Annotated in this window: 27 protein-coding genes and 1 pseudogene; 15 read left to right on the top strand and 13 right to left on the bottom strand. The window is 67.0% G+C overall.

The window, feature by feature from the left end; all coding sequences use genetic code 11:
* The first annotated feature begins 23 nt into the window (after positions 1-23).
* The 3 genes from ahpD (at position 24) to BKY59_RS10230 (ending at position 1688) form a co-directional block, all read left to right on the top strand.
* The gene (gene ahpD, locus BKY59_RS10240) at positions 24-548 is read left to right on the top strand and encodes an alkylhydroperoxidase, AhpD family (RefSeq protein ID WP_076071202.1); all 525 of its coding nucleotides are present in this window, start codon (positions 24-26) and stop codon (positions 546-548) included.
* A 77-nt stretch (positions 549-625) separates the two neighbouring features.
* Positions 626-1318 (top strand): serine O-acetyltransferase EpsC, encoded by a 693-nt coding sequence (gene epsC, locus BKY59_RS10235; protein ID WP_076071200.1) that lies wholly within the window; start codon positions 626-628, stop codon positions 1316-1318.
* A 31-nt stretch (positions 1319-1349) separates the two neighbouring features.
* Positions 1350-1688, top strand: a complete 339-nt coding sequence (locus BKY59_RS10230) for a DUF2794 domain-containing protein (protein ID WP_076071198.1) — start codon at positions 1350-1352, stop codon at positions 1686-1688.
* Between the two features lie 29 nt (positions 1689-1717).
* Here the strand turns inward: BKY59_RS10230 and BKY59_RS10225 are convergent, their stop codons facing one another.
* Complete coding sequence (locus tag BKY59_RS10225) at positions 1718-2818, bottom strand: hypothetical protein (protein WP_076071196.1); 1101 nt, start codon at positions 2816-2818, stop codon at positions 1718-1720.
* A 164-nt stretch (positions 2819-2982) separates the two neighbouring features.
* The gene (locus BKY59_RS10220; RefSeq protein WP_076071194.1) at positions 2983-3879 is read right to left on the bottom strand and encodes an SDR family NAD(P)-dependent oxidoreductase; all 897 of its coding nucleotides are present in this window, start codon (positions 3877-3879) and stop codon (positions 2983-2985) included.
* Positions 3880-4069: 190 nt separating this feature from the next.
* Here BKY59_RS10220 and BKY59_RS10215 point away from each other — a divergent pair, with 190 nt between their 5' ends.
* Entirely contained in the window at positions 4070-5233 is a 1164-nt protein-coding gene (locus BKY59_RS10215) for a PD-(D/E)XK nuclease family protein (RefSeq protein ID WP_076071192.1), read from the top strand.
* 255 nt (positions 5234-5488) lie between these two features.
* Here the strand turns inward: BKY59_RS10215 and BKY59_RS10210 are convergent, their stop codons facing one another.
* The 8 genes from BKY59_RS10210 to BKY59_RS10175 form a co-directional block, all read right to left on the bottom strand.
* The gene (locus BKY59_RS10210) at positions 5489-5710 is read right to left on the bottom strand and encodes a hypothetical protein (RefSeq protein ID WP_129586342.1); all 222 of its coding nucleotides are present in this window, start codon (positions 5708-5710) and stop codon (positions 5489-5491) included.
* Positions 5711-5841: 131 nt separating this feature from the next.
* Complete coding sequence (gene phoB / locus BKY59_RS10205; protein ID WP_076071189.1) at positions 5842-6540, bottom strand: phosphate regulon transcriptional regulator PhoB; 699 nt, start codon at positions 6538-6540, stop codon at positions 5842-5844.
* A 4-nt stretch (positions 6541-6544) separates the two neighbouring features.
* Positions 6545-7246: a phosphate signaling complex protein PhoU gene (gene phoU / locus BKY59_RS10200; RefSeq protein WP_076071188.1), complete on the bottom strand. Its 702-nt coding sequence runs from the start codon at positions 7244-7246 to the stop codon at positions 6545-6547.
* 11 nt (positions 7247-7257) lie between these two features.
* Positions 7258-8004, bottom strand: coding sequence for a phosphate ABC transporter ATP-binding protein PstB (gene pstB, locus BKY59_RS10195; protein WP_276205506.1), 747 nt, complete (start codon positions 8002-8004; stop codon positions 7258-7260).
* Between the two features lie 65 nt (positions 8005-8069).
* Complete coding sequence (gene pstA / locus BKY59_RS10190; RefSeq protein WP_076071184.1) at positions 8070-9365, bottom strand: phosphate ABC transporter permease PstA; 1296 nt, start codon at positions 9363-9365, stop codon at positions 8070-8072.
* Positions 9362-10717, bottom strand: coding sequence for a phosphate ABC transporter permease subunit PstC (gene pstC, locus BKY59_RS10185; RefSeq protein WP_076071182.1), 1356 nt, complete (start codon positions 10715-10717; stop codon positions 9362-9364). The genes pstA and pstC overlap by 4 nt, the downstream gene beginning before the upstream one ends.
* Positions 10718-10720: 3 nt before the next feature.
* Positions 10721-11782, bottom strand: a complete 1062-nt coding sequence (locus BKY59_RS10180; RefSeq protein ID WP_240500060.1) for a substrate-binding domain-containing protein — start codon at positions 11780-11782, stop codon at positions 10721-10723.
* A gap of 19 nt (positions 11783-11801) precedes the next feature.
* A complete protein-coding gene (locus BKY59_RS10175) occupies positions 11802-13088 on the bottom strand; it encodes an ATP-binding protein (protein ID WP_076071178.1) in 1287 nt (428 codons plus the stop codon).
* Positions 13089-13319: 231 nt separating this feature from the next.
* Here BKY59_RS10175 and BKY59_RS10170 point away from each other — a divergent pair, with 231 nt between their 5' ends.
* From BKY59_RS10170 to BKY59_RS10155, 4 genes are read left to right on the top strand one after another with little or no spacing between them, the layout of a single operon-like run.
* Positions 13320-13658 carry a hypothetical protein gene (locus BKY59_RS10170; RefSeq protein WP_083672054.1) on the top strand — a complete coding sequence of 113 codons (339 nt, stop codon included), beginning with the start codon at positions 13320-13322 and terminating at the stop codon, positions 13656-13658.
* Between the two features lie 10 nt (positions 13659-13668).
* Positions 13669-13956 (top strand): HPr-rel-A system PqqD family peptide chaperone, encoded by a 288-nt coding sequence (locus tag BKY59_RS10165; RefSeq protein ID WP_076071177.1) that lies wholly within the window; start codon positions 13669-13671, stop codon positions 13954-13956.
* Positions 13953-14813, top strand: coding sequence for an HprK-related kinase A (locus tag BKY59_RS10160; RefSeq protein WP_076071175.1), 861 nt, complete (start codon positions 13953-13955; stop codon positions 14811-14813). Before BKY59_RS10165 ends, BKY59_RS10160 begins: the two co-directional genes overlap by 4 nt.
* Positions 14810-15811: a nucleotidyltransferase domain-containing protein gene (locus BKY59_RS10155; RefSeq protein WP_076071173.1), complete on the top strand. Its 1002-nt coding sequence runs from the start codon at positions 14810-14812 to the stop codon at positions 15809-15811. The genes BKY59_RS10160 and BKY59_RS10155 overlap by 4 nt, the downstream gene beginning before the upstream one ends.
* Positions 15812-15848: 37 nt before the next feature.
* Here BKY59_RS10155 and gph read toward each other — a convergent pair whose 3' ends face one another.
* Positions 15849-16517 carry a phosphoglycolate phosphatase gene (gene gph / locus BKY59_RS10150; protein WP_076071171.1) on the bottom strand — a complete coding sequence of 223 codons (669 nt, stop codon included), beginning with the start codon at positions 16515-16517 and terminating at the stop codon, positions 15849-15851.
* 66 nt (positions 16518-16583) lie between these two features.
* Between gph and glmU the strand changes: the two genes are divergently transcribed.
* From glmU to BKY59_RS17400, 4 genes are all read left to right on the top strand, one after another.
* Positions 16584-17957: a bifunctional UDP-N-acetylglucosamine diphosphorylase/glucosamine-1-phosphate N-acetyltransferase GlmU gene (gene glmU, locus BKY59_RS10145; protein WP_076071170.1), complete on the top strand. Its 1374-nt coding sequence runs from the start codon at positions 16584-16586 to the stop codon at positions 17955-17957.
* Positions 17958-18107: 150 nt separating this feature from the next.
* Positions 18108-19943, top strand: coding sequence for a glutamine--fructose-6-phosphate transaminase (isomerizing) (glmS, locus tag BKY59_RS10140; protein WP_076071168.1), 1836 nt, complete (start codon positions 18108-18110; stop codon positions 19941-19943).
* Between the two features lie 246 nt (positions 19944-20189).
* Positions 20190-20558: a GFA family protein gene (locus BKY59_RS10135; protein ID WP_076071166.1), complete on the top strand. Its 369-nt coding sequence runs from the start codon at positions 20190-20192 to the stop codon at positions 20556-20558.
* A 180-nt stretch (positions 20559-20738) separates the two neighbouring features.
* Complete coding sequence (locus tag BKY59_RS17400) at positions 20739-21080, top strand: hypothetical protein (RefSeq protein ID WP_129586341.1); 342 nt, start codon at positions 20739-20741, stop codon at positions 21078-21080.
* 102 nt (positions 21081-21182) lie between these two features.
* On the opposite strand, the gene BKY59_RS10130 is transcribed toward BKY59_RS17400, so the two are convergent.
* Entirely contained in the window at positions 21183-21482 is a 300-nt protein-coding gene (locus BKY59_RS10130; RefSeq protein WP_129586340.1) for a DUF3885 domain-containing protein, read from the bottom strand.
* Between the two features lie 55 nt (positions 21483-21537).
* Positions 21538-21654, bottom strand: a pseudogene (locus BKY59_RS18360) (DUF3885 domain-containing protein); the annotation flags it as partial.
* Between the two features lie 217 nt (positions 21655-21871).
* Here BKY59_RS18360 and BKY59_RS10125 point away from each other — a divergent pair.
* The 3 genes from BKY59_RS10125 (at position 21872) to BKY59_RS10115 (ending at position 24423) form a co-directional block, all read left to right on the top strand.
* Positions 21872-22672, top strand: coding sequence for an MlaE family ABC transporter permease (locus tag BKY59_RS10125; RefSeq protein ID WP_076071163.1), 801 nt, complete (start codon positions 21872-21874; stop codon positions 22670-22672).
* Positions 22669-23427, top strand: coding sequence for an ABC transporter ATP-binding protein (locus tag BKY59_RS10120; protein WP_076071161.1), 759 nt, complete (start codon positions 22669-22671; stop codon positions 23425-23427). Before BKY59_RS10125 ends, BKY59_RS10120 begins: the two co-directional genes overlap by 4 nt.
* Positions 23428-23526: 99 nt before the next feature.
* Positions 23527-24423 carry an iron-containing redox enzyme family protein gene (locus tag BKY59_RS10115; protein ID WP_076071288.1) on the top strand — a complete coding sequence of 299 codons (897 nt, stop codon included), beginning with the start codon at positions 23527-23529 and terminating at the stop codon, positions 24421-24423.
* Positions 24424-24691 lie beyond the last annotated feature (268 nt).

Raw genomic sequence — 24691 nt, 5'->3', positions numbered from 1 at the left:
CCCCTTTTCATGAGGAAATTCCGATGTCTCTCAAGGCCTTTGCCGATACGCTGCCCGATTATGCCAAGGATATCCGCCTGAATGCGGGTTCGCTGGTCAACGACCAGACGCTGGGCGACCAGCGCAAGTGGGGCCTGCTGCTCGCCTGCGCCCATGGATCGGGTTACCGCCCGCTGGTGGAAGCGGTGGAGGCCGACGCGGTGGCGAAGCTGACCCCGGAAGCCGCCAACGCGGCGCGCGCCGCCGCCGCGGTGATGGCGATGAACAACGTGTATTACCGGTTCGTCCACCTGGCATCGAACGCCGAATATGGCCAGATGCCCGCCAAGCTGCGGATGAACGTGATCGGCAATCCCGGCATCGACAAGGCGGATTTCGAACTGTTCAGCCTGGCCGTGTCCGCGCAGAACGGATGCGGCATGTGCATCGACAGCCACGAAAAGGTGCTGAAGCAGCACGGCGTCAATGCCGACATCATCCAGACCGCCGCGCGCGTCGGGGCGGTGATGACCGCCCTTGCGACCGTGCATGCCACGATGGCGGCCTGAAGGGGTTTGGCTGAACCGACTCGTAAAAGCCGGGGCGGGGCATATATTGCGGAAATGACCGTCCCCGGAGACCGCCGATGCTGACCCGGCTCGCCGACTATCTTCAGTCGATCAAGGCGCGTGACCCGGCGCCGCGATCGCTGTGGGAAATCCTGTTGTACCCGGGCACGCTGGCGATGGGCCTGCACCGGATCGCGCACTGGCTGTATCAGAGCGAAATGTGGTTCACGGCACGGTTCGTGAACCACATCGCCCGCGTGCTGACCGCGATCGACATCCATCCCGGCGCGAAGATCGGCCGTAACCTGTTCATCGATCACGGGTTTGTGGTGATCGGCGAGACGGCCGAGATCGGCGACGACGTCACCATCTATCAGGGTGCGACGCTGGGCGGCACGAACCCGACGAACGGCATGGGCGGCAAGCGCCACCCGACGCTGGAAGACGGCGTGATCGTGAGCCTGGGTGCCGCGATTCTCGGTCCGATCACGGTGGGCGCGAAGGCACGGATCGGCGCGAACGCGGTGGTGACCAAGACGGTCGCGCCGGGTGCGGTGATGGTGGGTATACCCGCCAAGCCGATGCCGATGGACGCCAGCGAGAAGGCGCGCGGGTTCACGCCCTATGGCACGCCGTGCACCGAACAATATGACCAGGCGACGCAGAAGCTGGAGATCATGCGCTGCGAACTGGAGCGGATGCGGGCCTGCGTCGGTGACCTGCTGGCCGAGCGCGATGCGCGGCGGCCGCAGGAGCGCGACGTCGGATGAAGCGCCGGCCAGGGGGCGGAGGTACGCGCTGATGGGAGTCGTGACGCCCTTTCCCGAACGCAAAGCCACGCAGGTCGCGTTCGAACGCGCCGAGATGATGCGCATTCTGGACCTGTACGGCCGGATGGTGTCGGCGGGGAACTGGCGCGATTATGCGATCGAGATGGGGCCGGAGGTGGCGGCGTTCTCTGCCTTCCGACGTGCGGCGGAGCGGCCGGAATATCGCATCGAGAAGCGCCCAGCGTTGCGGGGACGACAGGGCATGTATGCGCTGATCGGCGAGGGCGGTACGGTGCTGAAGCGCGGGCATGAACTCGCGCCCATACTGGCCCCGATCGAACGGAAATTGCTGAAGCTCGTCGCGGAGTAGTGCGCTCGTAATCTACGATACGCGAAGTCCTAGACCGGCGCCGGCCTTCGTCCCGACACCGTGGGCAGGCGGCGGCGGAGATGATTTGGCAACCGGTTGACGATGGCGGCGCGCGCGCTGTGCCAGAAGGCGGACAGCAGCAGCAGCGCGGACCCGATCACGAGCCCGGTGAGCGCCAGATTCAGGCTGATCGCGCCGAATTCGCGAAACAGCGTCGCGAGCGCATAGAGGACGTAGAACAGCGCGGAGACCATCAGCGCGCGACGGTCGACCGCGAGCGCCACGATGCCGAGCAGGACGTAGAGGATGATGACGACCACCGCCTCGCCCGCCGTCGCGCCACCGTCGAGCAGCCCCATCAGCTTGAACACCGGATGGACGATCAGGGGGGCGGCGAGCAGGTGGAGCCAGAAGGCGACATCGGCCCGGCGGGTGATGCGCGCCGTGTCCGACATGTCCCAGCGCATGGCGAGCGCGAACACCGCGAGACCGGCGACCAGCGCGACGACGGCAAGGTAACCCTCAAGCGCGGGGATGAGTGCCAGGGCAACGCCCATCGCGACCCCGACCGCGCCGGCCGCGATGGCCGCGACCGTTATCGGCACGTGGAATCGCCGCCAATGAAGCAGCGCCGCCACTGCCGCGACGATACCGGCCAGCGCGATCGCGACGCCCTGCATCCGCGGGTCGGCATCGGGCAAGGCCCATAGCACGATATCGCCCACCGACTTGGCCAGCCCGCCGACGAACGCCAGCAGCAGCAGGATGCTGGGCAACGCCATGCGGCGACGGCGCGTGAAATATTCCGCGAGGCCCCATGCGGCCGCGGCAACGAAGATGCCGCCAAGCGGGGTGAAGGTACGGATCAGCGGATAGGCGGCATTGTAGGGGTTCGGCAGGACCGCAGTGGCCAGCACGATGCTCGACCCGATCCAGGCGAGCGCGGACAGCAGCAGGATCGTGGCGATCGCGACGAAGATATCGTTGAAGCCGGTGAGCAGTCGGAACTGTTCCTCGTCCGCCACGCCGTCGCCGGTGGTGCGGGCCAGATAGCGGCGGAAGGCGAGCGCCGCCTCGGGGGTCAGCACGCCTGCAACGACGGCGCCGTCCAGGTCCGTATCGGTATACATGGTGATGCAGCCCCCGCCTGTTCGGCGTACGGGGTAGGCCTGCTGTATTGGTTTGGCAATACGGTTGTGAATGCCGGCGGGCGTCGTTTCCAGCCGAAGCCCCCAACCCCCCAACGGGAGGGTTGGGGGGCTGGCCGTGAAGTGACCGCTACGCCACCCGCCGGTTACCCTTGCAGGGACTGCAGGATGGTCATCGACTGGTCGGCACCCGACTTGGGCACGGTTTCGCCGGTGCGGTCCGAGATTTCCGCCCAGTGCGCGGCGACGCCTTCGGGAGTGCGATCCTCCGCGGACAGCATCTTGCCCTTCGTCATGGTGACGTGGGCGGTATGGAAGAAGCCCGCGCCCGCGCCGACGATCTGGTTGGTCGGCGCGTCGTCCGACACGAGGAAGAGTGCCGCGGGTACGACGTTCTCCGGTGCGAACGCCTTGAACGCCTCAGCCGGGAAGATGTCCTCGGTCATGCGCGTGCCGGCGACCGGGGCGATCGTGTTGACCTTGACGTTGTACTTCGCACCTTCGAGGTAGAGCGTCTTGGTCAGTCCGGCGAGGCCCAGCTTGGCGGCCCCGTAATTGGCCTGGCCGAAATTGCCGTACAGCCCGGTCGACGACGCGGTCATCAGGATGCGGCCGTAATTCTGTTCGCGCATCATGTCCCACACCGCCTTGGTTGCGGTCGCGGAGCCGGTAAGGTGGACATCGACCACCAGTTTCCAATCGTCCATCGTCATCTTCGTGAACGACTTGTCGCGCAGGATGCCGGCGTTGTTGATGAGGATGTGGACGCCGCCCCAGGCTTCCTTCGTTTTGGCGACCATTTCGGCCATCTGGTCCATGTCGGTGACGGAGCCGCCGTTCGACATCGCGATGCCACCGGCGCGCCCGATCTCCTCCACCACGGTCAGCGCGGCGTCGCTGTGCCCCGTGCCGTCGCGGGCCGCGCCGAGATCGTTCACCACGACCTTCGCGCCGCGCCGCGCGAGTTCGAGCGCATAGGCGCGCCCGAGGCCGCCGCCGGCACCGGTGACGATCGCCACGCGCCCTTCGAAACTGATGGTCATCCCGGACTCTCCTCGTTGGTTTACGTGCATGTCGGTTTACGTGAACGTCAAGTAGCGGGCACCGGGCGGCTTGGGAAGAGGCGAACCGATGTTTCGGCACCTGCGAACAGCCGGACGAGACTGATCCGTTTCGGACGGAGCCACTTTTCCACCCCCGCGGTCTGCTACGCGGGCCGGCAGGGAGACGATCATGATCGAAGAGCTGACCGCCGATATTGCCAAGGGGCGCGCGACGCGAGGTAGCGTGCGACGGGCGTTCAACCCGATCGACTTGCTGGCGACGCGCGAAACGGCCCAGTCGCGGATCCTCGCCTGGCTGCTCGATCCGCGCGGGACGCATGGTGTCGGAACGGCATTTCTCGATGGTTTCTTGCATTTGCTGGGTGTTGCGTGCGCATCCGTCCAGCGCTTTCGCCCGCAGCTGGAGGCCCCGGTGACGGGCGGGGGACGCGCGGGCCGAGTGGACATCCTGCTGCAGCATCCGGAATGGACGATCGCGATCGAGAACAAGCCGACGGCGGGTTTCCGGGACCGACAGCTCGAGGGCTATGCCGCGGCGATCGCCGGGCTGACGCCGTCGAGCATGGTGGTCGTGCTGCTCGGCGCCGGATGGTCGGAGGCGTTTGCGGCCCGGATCCGTGCGCAGCCGGGCATGCGGTGCCTGCTGCTTGGTGTCGAAGTGCAGCAATGGGTGGTGGAATGCACTGCCATCGCGCCCGCGGGGCCGGTCCGCGATTTCATCGCGGACTTCGGACGATATCTGAAAACGAATTTCGGCGACGGGGTGGATGACGACATGCAGAACGACTTGAACATCATGCTCGCCTCCCGGGAAAGCGTCGCGGCGACCATACGGGTCCTTGAAGCGCAGGACGGATTTGCAGCGGGCGTCTCCCGGCGATTCGAGGCGATCGTTGCAGGACGGTGCATCGGGCATGGCCTTGCCCTGCGACCGGCCCATGATGAGAACCCGCTGTTCAGCCCGCACAAGGGCGGAATGCTCCGAATCGATATCGGCAACCCGGACTATGATTTCAGCTTGAGCGCGGATTATCCGATGTTCGAGGGGGTCTGCTTCGGGCTTTGCATGCGCAAGGTAGCAACACTGAATAGTAGGACGTACAAGGCGCTGATCGCAGGTTTGAACGAGCAGTTACGTTACAGTGAGCCCGCAGGCGAATGGTGGCCATGGTGGCTGCACGTCGAGGAACTGGACACGTCGGGCGCGCGGATCGCAGATGCGGCGTCGCGTTGGGAGTGGGCCATGGATGAGAGCGACGATGGGCTGGCGGCGGTACTGGTCGAACGCGCGCGGCAAGTCAGGGAATTGTTGAAGGTGCCTGCGAATAGCTGATCCGGGCGGGTCCTGGTTCAGGGGGCGGCGCTGCGATAGCCGCACGCTGAACCGGGAGTTTGGCTTATCACATCCGCTGTGTCTTTCGTTTCATCGCGTTCGCGCCTTGCGTCGGCTTGTGGGGGCGGCGTCCTCTAAAAGCAGCACTGCCGGCGGGACGAGCCGTTGCGTTCGACAACGGCGCGCCACGTGCGGTCCGACCTTGCCCCAGGGGTAGACTGCACGGTCGCCTGAATGCCTGCCCGAGGGCGACCCTTACACGACCGGCTCATGGTGGATACCGACGCGCACCGGGCGGACGGTGCTGCGGGTGCGCAGGCCGAGGCTTTCGGCGCGGGTGCTGCACGCCATCTGCGTCCGATCGAGCGCGCGGGCGATGACGGGGAGCAGTTCGCCCGCGTCGATGCGGGCGCGCAGGTCGGCATCCTCGGCATCCGTCCAGCGGCGGCGTACACGCTTGTTCAATACCATTGTCATTCGTCGGTTCCTCCTGATGAGGAAGAACTAGACACTGCCAGCTTAACGAATTTGCAACGTGTTCGTCAGCATTGCGAAAGTATTGACAGGCGCATTCAGCCGGCTGAACTGTGGATTAACGGGTCCGATATTCAGACTGCGCCTTCACTGTCGAGCGCATAACCTGCCGACCGGACGGTGCGGATGATATCGGGCAGGTTTTCACCGTTGATGGCCTTGCGCAGGCGGCGGATGTGGACGTCGACCGTGCGCGGTTCGATGTCGCTTTCGCGACCCCACACGCTGTCGAGCAGCCGTTCGCGCGAGAAGACGCGGCCGGGATGTTCGAGGAAATGCTTGAGCAGCCGGAACTCCGTCGGGCCGAGCGGCACGGTGGCGCCGTCGCGGCGTACCTTGTGGCTGACCGTATCCATCTCGATGTCGGAATAGATCAGCCGTTCGCCCGCCAGCGCCGGCCGCACGCGGCGCAGCACCGCCTGCACGCGCGCGACGAGTTCGCGCGGAGAAAAGGGCTTCGTCACATAGTCGTCCGCGCCGGTTTCCAGCCCGCGAACCCGGTCTTCCTCTTCACCGCGCGCGGTGAGCATGATGATCGGCACGTTGGCGGTGTCGGGCATGCGGCGCAGGCGGCGGCAGACCTCGATCCCGGACAGGCTTTCGAGCATCCAGTCGAGCAGGACGAGATCGGGCGGCGTCTCGCGCGCCAGCAGCAACGCTTCCTCACCGTCCGGGGTGTGTTCGACCTCGAACTCCTCCCGCTTGAAATGCCAGATCAGGAGTTCGGCGAGGGCTGCATCGTCCTCGACCAACAGCAGGCGGGCGCGGGCCATGATCTTACTCCATCACCGGGGTGAGCGTATCGTCGCCCTTCGCCCGTTCGACCATCTGGCGGCCGGTTGCGGCGAAATAGACCATTTCGGCGACGTTGGTGGCATGATCGCCGATCCGTTCGAGGTTCTTGGCGATGAACAGCAGGTGCGTCGCCGAGGTGATCGTGTGCGGATTTTCGAGCATGTAGGTCAGCAGCGTGCGGAACAGGCTGTTGTAGAAATCGTCGACCGCGCGGTCATTTTCGCAGACGACGAGTGCGGCGTCCGGATCGCGCGCGACGAACGCGTCGAGCACGTCATGCACCATTTCGGACACAAGCCGCGCCATCGACGGCAGGATCGACAGCGGTTCGAGCCCGCGCGCATCCTGGAGCAGCGGCACGCGCTTGGCGATGTTCTTGGCATAGTCGCCGATCCGCTCGATCACGCCGCTGATCTTCATCGCGGCCAGGATCTCGCGCAAATCGTCCGCCATCGGCGCCCGCAGCGCGATGAGCCGGACGACCTTGCGCTCCACCTCCGCCTCGATCGCGTCGATCCGGCGATCCTGGTCCACGACGCGTGAGGCGGCGCCCATGTCACGCCGGACCAGCGCCTGGATCGCGTCAGAGATGGCGGCCTCGGCCAGCCCGCCCATTTCGGAGACGAGGGCGCGCAGTTGCCCCAACTCCTCGTCGAACGCCTTGACCGTATGACCCGTGACCATGTCGTCGCTCCTCAGCCGTAGCGGCCGGTGATGTAATCCTTGGTCCGCGTCTGGCGGGGATTTGTGAAGATATCGGACGTGTCGCCATATTCGACGAGCGTTCCGAGATGGAAAAAGGCAGTCTTTTGGCTAACCCGCGCCGCCTGTTGCATATTATGCGTGACGATGACGATCGCATAGCGGCCGCGCAGTTCGTGGATCAGCTCCTCGATCTTGGCGGTGGCGATCGGATCCAGCGCGGAACAGGGTTCGTCCATCAGGATCACTTCCGGGTCGACCGCAATCGCGCGGGCGATGCACAATCGCTGCTGCTGCCCGCCCGACAAGGCCGTGCCGCTGTCGGTCAGCCGATCCTTCACCTCTTCCCACAGACCGGCGCGGCGCAGCGACTTTTCGACGATCGCGTCCATGTCGGGCTTCGCGCTGGCCAGGCCGTGGATGCGCGGGCCGTAGGCGACGTTTTCGTAGATCGACTTGGGGAAGGGGTTCGGTTTCTGGAACACCATGCCAACGCGGGCGCGTAGCTGCACCACGTCCATGTCCGCGCCGTAGATGTCCTTGCCGTCGAGCGTGATGTCGCCGGTCACGCGGGCCGAGGCCACCGTGTCGTTCATCCGGTTCAGCGTGCGCAGGAAGGTGGACTTGCCACATCCCGACGGGCCGATGAAGGCCGTTACATTTTCCTGGGTGACGTCGATCGAGACGTTCTTGATAGCCTGTTTCGAGCCGTAGAACACGTCGACGTCGCGCGCGGTCATCTTCAGCGTTCCGCCCGGGGCGGTCTGCTGATGCGTGGCGCGGTCGTTGAGGGAAGTATCTGTCATCACCAGCGCCGTTCGAACCTGTTGCGGAGATAGATGGCGATCCCGTTCATCGCGAGCAGGAACACCAGAAGAACGATGATCGCCGCCGAGGTCTTCTCGACGAACCCGCGGCTGACTTCGTCCGACCAGAGGAAGATCTGGACGGGGAGGACGGTGGCGGGATCGGCGAGGCCGCCGGGGGGCGACGCGATGAAGGCGCGCATGCCGATCATGAGCAGCGGCGCGGTTTCGCCCAGCGCGCGCGCCATGCCGATGATCGTGCCGGTCAGGATGCCGGGCAGGGCCAGCGGCAGGACGTGGTGGAACACGACCTGGACCTTCGACGCGCCGATGCCGAGCGCGGCGTCGCGGATCGAGGGCGGGACCGACTTGATCGCGTTGCGTCCGGCGATGACGATGACCGGCATCGTCATGAGCGCGAGCGTGAGCCCGCCGACGATCGGCGCGGAGCGGGGAAAGTCGAGGAAGTTCAGGAACACCGCGAGCCCGAGCAGCCCGAAGATGATCGACGGGACCGCGGCCAGATTGTTGATCGATACCTCGATCAGGTCGGTCCAGCGGTTCCGGGCGGCATATTCCTCCAGATACAGCGCCGACAGCACGCCGACCGGGAAGGCCAGGACGAGCGTGACGAACATCGTCAGCAGCGAGCCCTTGAGCGCCCCCCAGATGCCGACCAGCGTGGGGTCGGTCGAGTCGGAGCCGGTGAGGAAGGCGGTGCTGAACGAGGTGCGGACGGCCTTGCGGGCGTCGAGCAGCCGGTAGCCGGCCTCGGCATCCGCATCGGCGTCGCCCTTTGCCGCGAGGTCGATCGCGGTGGAGGTGGGCACCCAGATGTCAATACGGCGGGTGAGGATGTGCGGATCGGCCTGGATGGCGGAGCGGACCGACAGCCACGCGCCGTCGGACAGCAGGCGGTACGCGCCAGCACCATAGGCGCGGTCGGCGGCCTGCGCGGTCGCCGCTTCCAGATCGACGGCGGCCAGTGCGGCGCGGGCGTTCGGACCGGCCAGCGCGGCCTGATCGAGCGCGAGGCGGGCCGCGGGGAAATCCATCGGCAGCCGCAGTTCGGTCTGCGTGAAACCGCGCAGCCCCTGACCGAGCATCGACACGAGCAGGAAGATCAAGAACGCCGTGGACAACAGGACTGCGCCGGCGCCGAGCAGGCGGAAGCGCCGTTCCGCGCGGTAGCGGCGGCGGATGCGGCCCTGCATCGACGTGGTGGTCCAGTCGGTCGGCACGCGCGCCTGCTGCGGCTTGGGCGTGGGCTGCATCACGGGGGCGATCGTGCTCATTCGTAGGCCTCGCGATATTTCTTCACGACCCGCAGCGCCACGATGTTGAGCAGCAGCGTCACGATGAACAGCACGAGGCCGAGCGCGAAGGCGGCCAGCGTCTTGGCACTGTCGAATTCCTGGTCGCCGGTCAGCAGCTGGACGATCTGCGTGGTGACCGTCGTGACGCTGGAGAAGGGATTGGCGGTCAGGTTCGCCGCGAGACCGGCGGCCATCACGACGATCATCGTTTCGCCGATCGCCCGGCTGACCGCGAGCAGGACGCCGCCCACGACACCGGGCAGGGCAGCCGGAACGAGGACCTTGCGGATCGTTTCGGACGTGGTGGCCCCCATGGCGAGCGATCCGTCACGCATCGATTGCGGCACCGCGGCGATGCTGTCGTCCGCCATCGAGGAGACGAACGGGATGATCATGACGCCCATGACGAGGCCGGCGGCCAGCGCGCTTTCCGACGAAGCGCCGGGGATGCCGACGAATGCCGCGAAATCGCGGATCGCGGGCGCCACGGTGAGCGCGGCGAAGTAGCCGTAGACGACGGTGGGGACGCCCGCGAGCACCTCCAGGATCGGTTTCATCCAGCGGCGGGTGGCGGGCTTGGCATATTGCGTCAGGTAGATCGCGCTCATCAGGCCCAGCGGAATCGCGACGATCATGGCGATGATCGCGCCTATGAAGATGGTACCCCAGAACAGTGGCACCGCGCCGAACGTGCCGCTGTCCCCGGTCTGCGGCGACCAGAGCGTGCCGAACAGGAATTCGATGGGCGACACGCGGGCGAAGAAGCGCATCGATTCGAACAGCAGCGACAGCACGATACCGAGCGTGGTGAGCACCGCGATCAGCGATGCACCGAGCAGCGCGGCCATGACGAGCCGTTCGACGCGGGTGCGGGCGCGGAAGTCCGGCTTGACGCGGGTGAAGGCGAACGCGCCGCCGGCAAAGGCGAGCAGCAGCGCCACGACGCCGCCGATGACGTCATAATGCGTCTGCACCCGCTGGAATACGGGAATGAGCGGCACGACCTCCGGATGGAAGGCGGTGGTGAGCGCACCGGTGCCGAGCGCGCGGACCTCCGCCGTCAGATCGGCCGGATCGAGCCGGATCGCGGCGGATTGCGGCGTGGCGGTGACCGCGCCGTCGACCAGACCGGGCGACACGAAGGCCCAGACCGCCAGGAACAGCAGGGCGGGGGCCAGCGCCCAGAGCGCCACGTACCAGCCATGATAGGAGGGCAGGCTGTGCGGCCGGTTGGCGCCGGTGCCGGTGAAACGGGCGGCGCGCGCGCGGCCGGTGAGCCAGCCGATGAAAGCAAGCCCGGCGACGAGCAGGAGGAAGAGCGCAGGCGACATCGGTTATTTCACCGTGGCCGGATCGAGCGGCGTGAAGTTGAGCGCGATTTGGCGGTTGCGTTCCGACACGTCGGCGGGGGCGACGATCAGCCCGCGTCGAGCCAGATAGCCGCCGCGGCCCCAGTCGTTGGCATATTCGGCGACCAATTCGCGCAGGCCTGGCACGACGTTCAGATGCTGCCCCTTCACATAGATGTAGAGCGGGCGGGAGCCGGGATAGCTGTAGTCGGCGATCGTCTCGTAGGTCGGCACGATGCCGTTCATCGGGATGCCGCGGACGCGGTCGGCATTCTCTTCGAGGAAGCTGTAGCCGAAGACGCCGACCGCATCGGGATTGGCCGACAGTTTCTGGACGATCAGATTGTCGTTTTCGCCGGATTCGACATAGGCGCCGTCCTCGCGGACCTTGGTGCAGATCGCGGTGTGGCGCTTGGCATCGGCCTTTTTCAGTGCGTCCATCGCTGGGTTCGCGTCGCAACCCTTCTGCAGGATCAGTTCGGCGAACGCATCGCGCGTGCCGGACGTGGGTGGCGGGCCGTAGACGACGATCGGGATGGCGGGCAGCGCGGGGTTCACGTCGCGCCAGAGCTTTGCGGTCTGCGGCTTGCCGTAGGGATCGGCGGCAAGTGCGCGGTAGACGTCGGCCGGGGTCAGGCGCATCGCTTCGCCCCGCAGGCTTTCGGCCATGACGATGCCGTCGATGCCGATCTGGATCTCCACGATGTCGCGCACGCCGTTCTTGGTGCAATCGTCCATTTCGGATTTCTTGATGGCACGCGATGCGTTTTCGATATCGGGGAAGCGCGCGCCGACGCCGGCGCAGAACAGTTTCATGCCCGCGCCGGTGCCGGTCGATTCGACGATGGGCGCCTTGAACTGCGTCTGGCGGCGGGCGAACTGTTCGGTGACGGCGGTGGTGAACGGATAGACGGTGGACGAGCCGACGGCGCGGATCTGATCGCGGGAGGCGTTGCCGCCGCCGTTCGAGCAGGCCGACAGCGCCAGCGCCGCCGCAAGGGCTGCCCCCGGGGCCGCCCACGCCATACCCATGGTCCTGCTGATCATCGATGGCTCCATGGGAGGCTCAAGCGGCGTCCCGAGAGGCCGCGCTAGGTCGTTTCGGCTCTTCCCCTGTGACGCTTTCATGACGCTTTGATGACACCTGCTCCTCCAAACCGGCCGGTTCGACGACGACGGCGACCGGCAGCAGCATGGTGACGGTGGTGCCGGTACCGACGACGCTGTCGATCGACAGCCGGCCACGATGCCGTTCGACGATATGCTTGACGATGGCGAGGCCGAGCCCGGTGCCGCCGAGCGCACGGCTGCGGCCCGGATCGACGCGGTAGAAGCGTTCCGTGATGCGCGGCAGATGTTCGGGCGGGATGCCATCGCCGCGGTCCGCCACGGTCAGCCGGATCATGCCGGGGGTGGACGCCAGATCGACCGTCACGGGCGTGCCGGGCCGGCCATATTTCAGCGCGTTGCCGATGACGTTGTGGAGCAGTTGCGACAGTTGTGCCCGGTCGCCCGCCACGGCGCAGGGCGTGCCGTCCTGCGTCACCACGATCCGGTCCTCGGTCAGTTCCAGCCCGGCGATCAGCGCGCGGCGGACATCGGCCAGCAATTTGTCGAGCGGGACCGCATCCTGCGGCAGGCTGTATTTGTCGGCCTCGATCCGGCTGAGCGACATGAGATCGTCGACCAGCCGCTGCATGCGTTTTGCTTCGCCGAACATGATCTTCAGGAACCGTGCGCGGGTGGGGCCGTCCTCGGCCGCGTTGCGATCCTCCAGCGTTTCGATGAAGCCCAGCAGCGTGGCGAGCGGGGTGCGCAGTTCGTGGCTGGCGTTGGCGACGAAATCGACGCGCGACCGCTCGGCCGCATGGATCGCGGTGCGATCGACCAGCCGGGCCAGCCGCGCGTCGGCGGTGAGCGGGTGGACGGTCAGCGCGAACCGGCGGGCATGATCGCCCAGCCCGACCAGTTCGACGGGGCTTTCGTCGCCCGTCCGGCGGCCGGCCAGCCGATCGGCGGCGGCGGGGTGGCGGATGGCGAGGCGGACGTCCTCCCCCACGATATGATCGCCCAGCAGCGCGCGGGCGGCGCGATTGGCGTGGCGGACATGCTGCCGTTCGATGACCAGCAGCGGATCGCGGATCGCATCCAGCACCGGATCGATGCCGAGCGCCGGCACCGGCGGATCATCCACGACGGCAACCCGCATCGCCGTGGGCCAGGGGGCGGACGCCACGAAGGCGAGCGCCGCGACGATGCCGCCGCAGAACAGCAACGCGGCCAGCGGGCTGCCGAGCAGCCAGGCGACGACACCGGCGGCGACACCGGACAGCAGGGCGAGAGTGATGCGCATCGGCCCCACATTAGGGCCGGTTTTGTGACAATCCTATGATCCTCCTACAATCGTCCTTAACGGTGGCGGCGGCATCTCGCTTTCACCCGCGTTCGCGGTTAGGAATCGGCATGATAGCGTGGAGGGCCGGCGGTGAGCGAAGACAGGATCGACGGTCCCGCGCATGACGCGGATGTTGCTGGCCCGGCGACCGCGGACGTGCCCGCCGGTGCGTCGCGGCGGCGCGCGCTGATGCTGGGTGCGGCCGGCGCGTCGATGGTGGTGACGATCCGCCCCGCGCTGGCGCAGACCGCGACATCGGTGCTGACCTGCGAGATCCCCGTTCCGCAGCCGCGGCAGTCGGGCGGCTGGCTGTTGCGCGACGGCACCGTCGTGCCACCGTACACGCGTGGTGCGGTGCGCCCGCCCTATCAGCCGTTGAAGGGCCAGGAAATCCGCGACGCGTTGATGAACGGCCGACTTTACCCCGGCACGACGCGCGAGCAGACGCAGGCCTACACCAACTACATGCTGCGCCTGCAGAACGGGCAGAGCGGTTTCACCTGTTTCGTTTCGATCAGGGCGAAGTAGCGGCGCGCCGATGGATGCGGCCCGCCATATCGCCGACGCGGTGATGCCGTCGGTGATGATCGAGGGGTTCGCGGTCGTGTTCCATGCGCCGTCGGGCATGACGCATCTGCTGGCGCCGCCGCTGCCGGAAATCCTGGCCGAGATCGCTCCCGACGCCGATGGCAGGGGCGGCGGCGCGACGGCTGAGGAGATCGTGGCGCGGTTGCGTGCGACCTATGAGCTGGACGGCGATGTCGCTGCGGTGGTCGCAGCGCGGCTGGCCGAACTGCACGCGGCCGGGCTGGTCCGCGCGGCGTGAGGCATGCGATCGGTCTGAAGATCGGGCCGGTCGCGTTCCGGGTGGGGTCGGACTGGGCGGGGCCGATCGCGGCGCTCGCGGACCTGTACCGCGACTATCCGCCACCCACGGGCGTTCCCGACTATACCGTTCGACTGGAAGCAGCGCGGCCGTGGCGGCGCTGGATACGGCCGTCGGTGACGGTGCGTGGCGACCATATGCTGCCCGATGCCCTGCCGCTGGACCTGGCGCACGGCGTGCTGGCGGCGGAAATCGGGATGAACCTGCAACTGGCGCTGGGGGAGCGGCGCTGGCTGTTGCTGCATGCGTCGAGCGTGGAGCGCGACGGGCGCGCGCTCATCATGTCGGGTGAGTCGGGGTCGGGCAAGTCGACGCTGGCGGCGGTGCTGGCGACGCGCGGCTGGCGGCTGATGGGCGACGAATTCGCGCTGATCGACTTGGCGACGGGGGCGGCGCGCGCGTTTCCGCGCGCGACGAGCCTGAAGAACGGGGCGATCGACGAGATGCTGCGCCATGTGCCGGATGCCCGGTTCGGCGCGGCGCTGACCGGTACACCGAAGGGCCGGTTGCGGCATTTACGGCCCGATGCCCAAGCGATCGCGCGGATGGACGCGCCGGCCATCCCCGCGCTGATCCTGTTCCCGCAGTTCGGCCGGCCGGAGGCGGCGGAGGCGATGGGGCCGGCGGAGACGTTCGTCCGGCTGACGCAGGCATCGACCAACTATGTGCCGCTGGGGCGGGCGGGCTATGACGCGCTGACCCGCCTGGTGACGGCAGTGCCGACGGTGGCGGTCGATTATCCCGACACCGACACGGCGGTGGGGATGGTCGAGCAGCTGTGGGCAGCACTGCCATGAACGCGGCGCGCGACCTGGTGGCGGTGCTGGCGGATCCGGCGCAGGCCGCGGCGTTCGACGACCCGCGCTGGACGGGAATGCTGTGCGCGGCGGTGGCGGAACGGCTGGCGGGTACGCTGGCGGAACGGCTGGCGGGGGTCGCGGTGCCCGATACGGTCGCGGCGTGGCGTGACAATGCCGCGGTGCAGGCGGCGCAGGAGCGACGGTCGGCGTTGTGGGAGGCCGAGATGGCTCGGCGGGCGCTGGCACCGCTCGGTGTGCCGGTCGTCCTGCTGAAAGGCACGGCCTATGTTGCGGGCGGACTGGCGGCGGGGCGGGGGCGGTCGATCGGCGACCTGGACATATTGGTGCCGCGGGCCAAGCTGGATGCGGTCGAGGCGGCACTGCTGGCAGCGGGGTGGGAATGGGTGAAGCCCGACCCGTATGACGACGCCTATTATCGGCAGTGGATGCACGAGCTGCCGCCGCTGATCCATGCGTCACGCGACCGGATGATCGACGTGCATCACACCATCCTGCCGCCGACGGCGCGGCCGACGCCCGATGCGGACCTGCTGATCGCGGACAGCGTGCCGTTGCCGGACGGGTTGCGGATGTTGTGCGCGGACGACCGGATCGTCCATGCGGCCGCGCATCTGCTGGCCGACGGCGACATGGCGGGCGGGTTGCGGAACCTCTGGGATATCCATTGCCTGATCGGGGAGGCCGGTACGGACAAGCTGGCGGCGCGGGCGGCGCGGCACGGGCTGGGGCCGGCGGTGGCGCGGGCGGGGCGGCTGGCGCATGCGCTGTACGGGACGGACGTGCCGGTGACGTGGCGGCGGCTGACGGTGGCGGACCGGCTGTTCCGGCGGCGGATGCTGGCGGTGGACGGCTGGGGGCGCGACGTGCGGCGCGGGACGCGGTTCGCCTTCTATGTGCGGTCGCACTGGCTGCGCATGCCGCCGTTGATGCTGGCGCGGCATCTCTGGGTGAAGTGGCGGCGGGGCAAACAATAGCCATCGCTGCCTTCTCTCCCGCAAGCGGGAGACGGGTTCAGGGCTTTAAGGTTTCGAGCGTCGGGATCAGCTGGTCGTAATGGTCGATCAGGGCGGTCGCCCCCAGCTCTTCCGCCGCGCGGTCGCGGAAGCCGAAGGTGACCGCGATGCAGGGCAGGCCGGCGGCGCGGGCGGTGTCGGTATCGGTGATCGAGTCGCCGACGAACGCCGCGGGGCCGCCGCCGGCGCGGGCGATGGAGGCGAAGAGCGGGGCGGGGTCCGGCTTGCGGACGGGGAGCGTGTCGCTGCCGACGATCGCGGCGAAGCGGCCGTGCCAGCCGAGCGCATCGACCAAGCGGACCGCCAGCGACTCCAGCTTGTTGGTGCAGATCGCGGTCCGGACACCGCGCGCCTCCAGCTGGTCGAGCGCGGCGACGACCCCCGGATAGGGCTGGCTGTGATCGGCGATATGCGCGGTATAATGATCGAGGAAGATCGGAAAACCGCGGTCGATCAGCGCTTCGTCGCAGGCGCCGGTCGCCTGCAACCCTTGGCGCAGCAGGGCGCGGGCGCCGTGGCCGACCATGTGGCGGACGGACCGGGGATCGATCGGCGGGCGGCCGAGCCGGTCCAGCGCATGGTTGAGCGCGGCGGTGAGATCTGGGGCGGTGTCGACCAGCGTGCCGTCGAGATCGAAGGCGACGACGTTGAAGGGAAAGCGGGGCATTTGCATGTCGCCGCTGTCGCCCGACCGTTATGGAATATGCAAGCCTAACATGGCAAAGCGGCGGGCATGTCGACCGATCAGACCGCTCCGCCCGTTCCGTCCGCCCCGCCTGCCGGCACCCGTCCGCTCGCGGCCGTGATCCTGGCCGCCGGGCGTGGCACCCGGATGAAGTCCGACCTGCACAAGGTGCTGCACCCGATTGCCGGGCGGCCGATGCTGGCGCACCTGCTGGCGACGGTCGCCGGGATCGGCGCGCGCGTGCGCGTGGTCGTGGTCGGGTCCGGGCGGGATCAGGTGGAGGCGGCGGTCGCCGGGCAGGGCGTGTCGGTGGCGGTGCAGGAACCGCAGCTGGGCACCGGCCATGCGGTGCAGCAGGCGGCGGCCGCGCTGGCCGGTTTCGACGGCGACGTGCTGATCCTGTACGGTGACGTGCCGCTGGTGTCGGGCGACACGATGCGCGCGATGATCGCGCGGTTGCAGGCGGCGGATGCGCCCGCGGTCGTCGTGCTGGGGTTCCGGCCGGACGATGCGTTGCACTATGGCCGGGTGATCGCGGCGGACGGGATCGTCGACCGAATCGTCGAATATAAGGATGCGGACGCCGCCGAGCGGGCGGTGGGCCTGTGCAACAGCGGGCTGATGGCGGTGCGGTCAGACGCGTTGTGGGACCTGCTTGCCCGGGTCGGGCACGACAATGCGGCCGGCGAATATTATCTGACCGATATCGTCGCGCTGTCCGGCCATGCCGCGGTGGTGGAGACCGCGGCGGACGAGGTGGCGGGCATCAACAGCCGGGCCGAGCTGGCGGCGGTCGAGGCCGGGTGGCAGGCGCGGCGGCGGGGGCAGGCGATGGCGGACGGTGCGTCGCTGGTCGCGCCCGATACGGTGTGGTTCGCGCACGACACGGTCGTGGGCCGCGACGTGACGATCGAACCGAACGTCGTGTTCGGCCCGGGTGCGACCGTGGCGGACGGCGTGACGATCCGTGCGTTCAGCCACATTTCGGGGGCGACGATCGGCGCGGGGGCGGAGGTCGGCCCCTATGCCCGGCTGCGGCCAGGTGCGGTGATCGGCGCGGGCGCGAAGGTCGGCAATTTCGTGGAGATCAAGAAGGCCGTGCTGGGCGCGGGGGCGAAGGTCAGCCATTTGTCCTATATCGGCGATGCGGATGTCGGGACGCAGGCCAATATCGGCGCGGGGACGATCACCTGCAACTATGACGGGTACAACAAGGCGCGGACCGTGATCGGCGCGGGGGCGTTCGTCGGATCGAACAGCGCGCTGGTGGCGCCGGTGACGATCGGCGACGGGGCGATCGTGGGCGCGGGATCGGTGGTGACGCGCGACGTGGCGGCCGATGCGCTGGTGGTGGCGCGCGGACGGCAGGAGGCACATCCGGGCTGGGCGGCGCGGTTCCGTGCGCGGATGGCGAAGCGGTAAGGTAGTGAACCGTCCCTAAACTCCGTTCGGTTCGAGCTTGTCGAGAACTGCGCAGGGTTCTCGACAGGCTCGAACCGAACGGGTTTGGTAGGCCGCAACAACGATGTGTGACCCCTCAGCACGTGCGAGGGGTCGGAAAAGGACGAGATCATGTGCGGCATCATCGGGATCGTGGGCGCGGGGCCGGAGGCGGGGGGGGTGACGGGACGGCTGGTCGAGGGGCTGAGGCGGCTGGAATATCGCGGCTATGATTCCGCCGGGGTCTGCACGATCCATGACGGACGGCTCGATCGGCGGCGGGCGGAAGGGAAGCTCGACAATCTGGTACGCGTGCTGGATGCGGAACCGCTGGCGGGCGCGATCGGCATCGCGCACACGCGGTGGGCGACGCATGGCGGGCCGACGACGAGCAACGCCCATCCGCATGCGACCGAACGGGTGGCGATCGTCCACAACGGAATCATCGAGAATTTCAAGGCGTTGCGCGACGAGCTGGTCGGCCGCGGTCGTACGTTCGAAAGCCAGACCGACAGCGAGGTGGTGGCGCACCTGATTTCCGAGCGGGTGGAAGCGGGCGATACGCCCGAGGTGGCGACCGCCGGCGTGTTGAAGCGGCTGCATGGCGCGTTCGCGCTGGCGATCCTGTTCCGCGACCGGCCGGACATGCTGATCGGCGCGCGGCTCGGATCGCCGCTGGTGGTGGGATATGGCGACGGCGAGACGTATCTCGGGTCCGACGCGCTGGCGCTGGCGCCGCTGACGCAGCGGATCGCCTATCTGGAGGAGGGCGACTGGGTCGTCGTGACGCGCGAGGGGGCCGCGATCCACGACCGCGACGGCAATCCGGTCGAGCGCGAGATCACGCTGTCGGGCGTGTCCGGCGCGCAAATCGACAAGGGCAACCACCGCCATTTCATGCTTAAGGAGATTTACGAGCAGCCGATCGTGGTGGCGCAGACGCTGCGCAGCTACTTGCGGCCGCTCGAGGGACAGGTCGCGCTGCCGATCCCGGACTTCGACTTCGCCGACATCCGCCGCGTGACGGTGGTGGCGTGCGGGACGAGCTATTATGCCGGGATGGTCGCGAAATACTGGTTCGAGCGGTTCGCACGGCTGCCGGTCGAGATCGATGTCGCGTCCGAATATCGTTACCGGGACCCGGTGATGGAGGAGGGCGGGCTGGCGCTGTTCATCAGCCAGTCGGGCGAGACGGCGGACACGCTCGCGGCGCTGCGCCATGCGCGCGCCGGGGGGCAGAAGATCGCCGTGGTCGTCAACGTGCCGACCAGCACCATGGCGCGCGAGGCGGACCTGCTGCTGCCGACGCATGCCGGGCCGGAGATCGGCGTCGCATCGACCAAGGCGTTCACGTGCCAGCTGGCGGTGCTGGCGGCGCTGGCGGCGAACCTGGCGCGGGCGCGCGGCAAGCTGAGCCCGAAGGAGGAGCGCGAAATCGTGCGCCACCTGGAGGAGGCGCCGGCGTCGATCAATGCGGCGCTGGCCTATGACGCGGCGATCGCGCAGGTCGCGACGCAGATCGCGGGGGCGCGCGACGTGCTGTATCTGGGCCGCGGGCCGGACTATCCGCTGGCGCTGGAGGGCGCGTTGAAGCTGAAGGAGATCAGCTATATCCACGCCGAGGGCTATGCCGCGGGGGAGATGAAGCATGGCCCGATCGCGCTGATCGACGATCATGTGCCGGTGATCGTCCTGGCGCCGTCCGGTCCGCTGTTCGAGAAGACGATGTCGAACATGCAGGAGGTACAGGCGCGCGGCGGCAAGGTGGTGCTGATTTCCGACTATGACGGGATCCAGGCGGCGGGCGAGGATTGCCTGGCGACGATCACGATGCCGAAGGTCCACCCGTTGATCGCGCCGATCGTCTATGCGATTCCGGTGCAGCTTCTGGCGTACCATGTCGCGGTGCTGAAGGGCACCGACGTCGACCAGCCGCGCAACCTGGCGAAGTCGGTCACGGTGGAGTGAACGCGCCGGCCGTCGCGGCGAGCGCGGTGCTGACGTTCATGGCGCTGACCTGGTTTCTCCGATCGCGGCCCGGCCGGAAACGCAGGAACACGGCCGATGGCGATGGCGGCGGCTGGGACTGGTGGTGGGGCGACGGGGCGACGCCGTGTCGGACGGTGGTTCGGACAATGGTTCGGATGGTGGCGGCGACGGGGGCGGGGACTGAACGCCGCTGTCGCCGACGTGTAGAAAAGCGAGGAGGCGGGCATGATGGTCGAGGGTGGATGCCATTGCGGGCTGGTGCGGTTCGAGGTTTCGGTGCCGCAGGCGGTCGAGGTGCTCGACTGCAACTGTTCGATCTGCGCGATGACGGGGTATCTGCACCTGATCGTGACAGAGGCGAAGTTCCGGCTGGTCGAGGGGCAGCGCGACACGACGACGTACCGGTTCGGTTCGGGCAAGGCGCGCCACATCTTCTGCACGCAATGCGGGATCAAGAGCTTCTACCGCCCGCGGTCGCACCCGGACGCGATCAGCGTGAACCTGCGCTGCCTGGACGAGGATCACGGCCTGACGGTGACGATGGTGCCGTTCGACGGCCGCGACTGGGACAAGGCGCGCGCGGCGTTGACGTAGGCGAGGCCCCTTTTCGAGTGGTTTACGAACCAATCGGTCAACGACCGCCAGCGACCGCGATATGACATTCGCGATCAACGAAGCGGACGCCGAATAGCGGACAGTCTTTAAACGCCCAATAGCGGGTCTCGGGCATATCACGTAGGCTCTGTGCAACTGGGGGATGGGACGGAGGACCGAGTGTTCGTATTTTGGTGGACAGGGAAGGGATTTTTCACCCCGCTCATCCTGTTTGGCGTTCTTGTTATATTCGGCTTGATACTCCAAGCAGCACGGCCCGTTCTACAAGACGGACCTTGGTTCTGGGGATTGGCGTTCATCGCAGCAGGTGCAATCAATTGGGTTGTGGGGCGCAGACAAAACAGCCGCAAGATCGCCGCCGTTCGAACGAACCGTTTCCGAGACACTCTGATCTATCGAGCGCGGAATAAGTTCATGTCATTGCCGTTTGAGGTTTGGTCGATCCCGTTCATTGCTGGCGGGCTGATCGCAATTGCCTACAGCCTGACCAATTTGGGCTAACGTCCGCTTTCCACCACTTCCGGACATACGGGGCCAGTGAAGCCGGACGCCTAAAAGTGGTCGGTGCATAAACACCCACTAGTGGACGTTTGGATGGGGCTGTCAGAGACCGCCGGAATGACCGGAAAGCCAGTCGGGCCATTCCGCTTTCAAGTGGTTCACTGTCTCCCACGAGGTCGGAAACAGGTCGAAGCCGCCATCGTAAGGCGCGAACACCGCGCCGTCTTCGCATCTCATCCAGATTGCACGCCGTGGCTGATCTTCGGCAATCGAAATCAACTCTGCATCGTACGTCTCCGCCCGCCACCTCTCGCGACGGGCATGAAAGCTCCATACGGGTTCGTCGGGATCGTCGGTCGCGGCCCCTGACAGCGCTGCCTCGCGCGGTGCAGAAGAAATCACCGGTCTCGGCCTCAACGACCCAACAGCACTGGTCCACGCCGAGCAGCCGGTCGTCAAGAGCATATGCGCGGGAAAGAATGACGTCCCGTTGCGCTTGATCGTCCGCGTATCGCTTGGAACCGGGGAGAGCGTGAAATCGAACCCATGGTGAGCCTGTGCGGCCGCGGAGCATCCATCCGAGCGGGAAACAGGCCGGATGAAAGCGCGCCCAATCGCGTCGGAACTCTGCGGCAACGGCGTCGTCTCGGGTCATCGCCGCTGTCTACAAGGGACGCCCGCAGTCCACCAAATTCGGACATGGCCGCTGGCCGAGCGAGATGCGTGCCGGTTTCCAGCCGGTCTGCAATTCCCTTGCCCATCGCCCGTTCGCGCCGCTATCAGCGGGTCGAATGACGGTGCAGGCAATCGGTGTGGCGGGGATCGCCTTTCTGGCTTCGGTCGGGCGGGTGCTGATCGCGCTGCTGGCCGGGGTGGGCCGCGTTGCCCGGTTCGGGTTCCAGACGATCGTGCGCGGGCTGTCGCCGCCATATTATCCGGGACGACTGCTGGAACAGTTGCTTCATATCGGCTGGTTCTCCTTGCCGGTCGTCGGGCTGACCGCGATCTTCACCGGGGCGGCGCTGGCGCAGCAGATCTATACGGCCGGATCGCGGTTCAGCGCGCAGTCGACCGTGCCGGCGGTCGTCGTGATCGGGATCGTGCGCGAACTGGGGCCGGTGCTGGTCGGGTTGATGGTCGCGGGGCGGGTGTCGTCCTCAATGGCCGCGGAACTGGGCACGATGCGCGTCACCGAACAGATGGACGCGATGACGACGCTGCGGACCGATCCGTACCGCTATCTGCTGGCGCCGCGGCTGTTCGCGGCGGTGATCGCGCTGCCGCTGCTCGTGCTAGTCGCCAACGCGATCGGCATCATGGGCGGATATCTGCTGGCGGTGCACAAGCTGGGGTTCAATGCCGCGAACTACCTGACGATGACACGCAAGTTCATCAGCGCGGACGATTTCGAAATGGCGCTGGCCAAGGCGGCGGTGTTCGGGTTCTTCATCGCGCTGATGGGCTGCTACCACGGATATCGGACGGAGGGCGGCGCGGCGGGCGTGGGGCGCGCAACGACCGATGCGGTGGTGTCCGCATTCATCCTGATCCTGTCGTCCAACCTCATCATCACCGTGATCGCATTCGGATGAGCGGCGGTCCGAAGATCGTCCTGTCCGGCGTGACCAAGCGGTTCGGAGAACGGGTGATCCTGGACGGGGTGGACCTGTCGATCGAACCGGGCGAGTCGCTGGCGATCATCGGCCAGTCGGGCAGCGGCAAGTCGGTAACGCTGAAATGCATCCTCGGGTTGATTCGGCCCGATGCCGGGTCGATCCTGGTCGACGGTGAATCCGTCGTGGGCCTGCACGGCAAGGACCAGGAGCGGGTGCGGGCCAAATTCGGCATGCTGTTCCAGGGATCGGCGCTGTTCGATTCGCTGCCGGTCTGGCGCAACGTCACGTTCGGGCTGACGCAGGGGCGGTCGCGCGACACGGCGCAGATGAAGAAGGTTGCCGAGGAAAATCTGGAACGTGTCGGGCTGGACGGCAAGATCCTGAACCTGCGGCCGAACGAGTTGTCGGGCGGCATGCAGAAGCGCGTCGCACTGGCCCGCGCCATTGCGCCACGGCCGGAGATCATCTTCTTCGACGAACCGACCACCGGGCTGGACCCGATCCGGGCCGACGTGATCAACAACCTGATCGTCAGCCTGGTCGAGGATCTGGGCGTGACGGCGCTGACCATCACGCACGACATGGCATCGGCCCGCAAGATCGCGCACCGCGTGGCCATGCTGTATCAGGGGCGGATCATCTGGGAAGGGTCGCGCGACAGGCTGTACGACTCGGACAATCCCTACGTCGATCAGTTCGTGCGGGGCGATGCGGACGGGCCGATCCGGTAACGATCGACACCATATTCGCGCTAATCCAGGTGAATCCGGCGGAACATGCGCGGGTGCCAGCCGCTTCAGCATCCGATAATCGACGATGGGATGATGAAAATGGCCTCCAGATCACTGGTGGACGCGGCACCGCGCGCGTCGCAATTTCTGACCGACAGTTTCCAGCGCGGGCTGGCGCACTGGAACCGCGAGCGGCTGGAACCCGCGCTGCCGGGCGGCGACTGGCAGGCGACGCTTGACCGCGATACGCGGATGCTGCGGCTGGAAGGCGGGTTCATCGAGGAATTGCGTGCCGAAGTAATGGCGGAAGCGGCGGCGGTGCCGACCGACGTCGAAGGCTTCATCGCCTGGTTCGAAGGACTGGAAGCAACCGGTCCGGGTCAGCATGATCCGTTGTTCGACTGGCTGGCCGAGACGGCGACGCGCGACGAACTGCGGTGGTTCTTCGAACAGGAGGCTGCGGGCGAAGCAGGGTTCGACGATCTGGTCGCCCACACGCAGGTGAAGCTGCCGGCGCAGGCCAAGCTGGAACTGGCCCGCAATTATTGGGACGAGATGGGCCGCGGCAACGCCAAGGGCATGCACGGTCCGATGTTGGACGCGCTGGTCGAAACGCTGGCGGTGAACCCGGTGATCGAGACGACGGTCTGGGAAAGTCTGGCCCTGGCCAATGCGATGACCGCGATGGCGACGACCCGGCGTTATGCGTGGCATAGTGTGGGCGCTCTGGGCGCGATCGAACTGACGGCACCTGCGCGTTCCGGGCTGGTCGCGCAGGGACTGCGCCGCATCGGATTGAACGACCGCGAGCGGCGCTACTTCGATCTGCATGCGGTGCTGGACATCAAGCACAGCGCGGACTGGAACCGCGAGGCGGTACGTCCACTGGTCAGCGAAGATCCGCGCCGCGCGACCGCAATGGCGGAAGGTGCATTGATGCGCCTGCGGTGTGGCGAGCGGTGTTTCGCGCGCTATCGGGCGATGTTGTGGGGGTAATTGCCAGGGCGAGTTAGACGCGTAGCGAACGAGGCGAACTCGCCAGTATCGGGCTGCTGAGGCGGTTCCAGTCAGAACATTGCCGTTGGCGTCCGGCCGCGGATGCCTTGATGGTACGGCGCCTTTTCCAACGCGGTTCTACCTGGCTAGCATGGTGCGTTGCCTTAGCATCCTGGTCAGGCTTGACGCCACACCGATCCCCGCCGTGCTGATGGATCAGTCCGGTCAGCGACCGATATCGGACCTCGCTAGGCACATCAGCCGATAT

Source organism: Sphingomonas montana (assembly GCF_001956315.1).
Classification (GTDB): domain Bacteria; phylum Pseudomonadota; class Alphaproteobacteria; order Sphingomonadales; family Sphingomonadaceae; genus Sphingomonas_R; species Sphingomonas_R montana.
The sequence above is the reverse complement of the archived record's forward strand: the minus strand, read 5'-3'. Positions and strand labels throughout refer to the sequence as shown.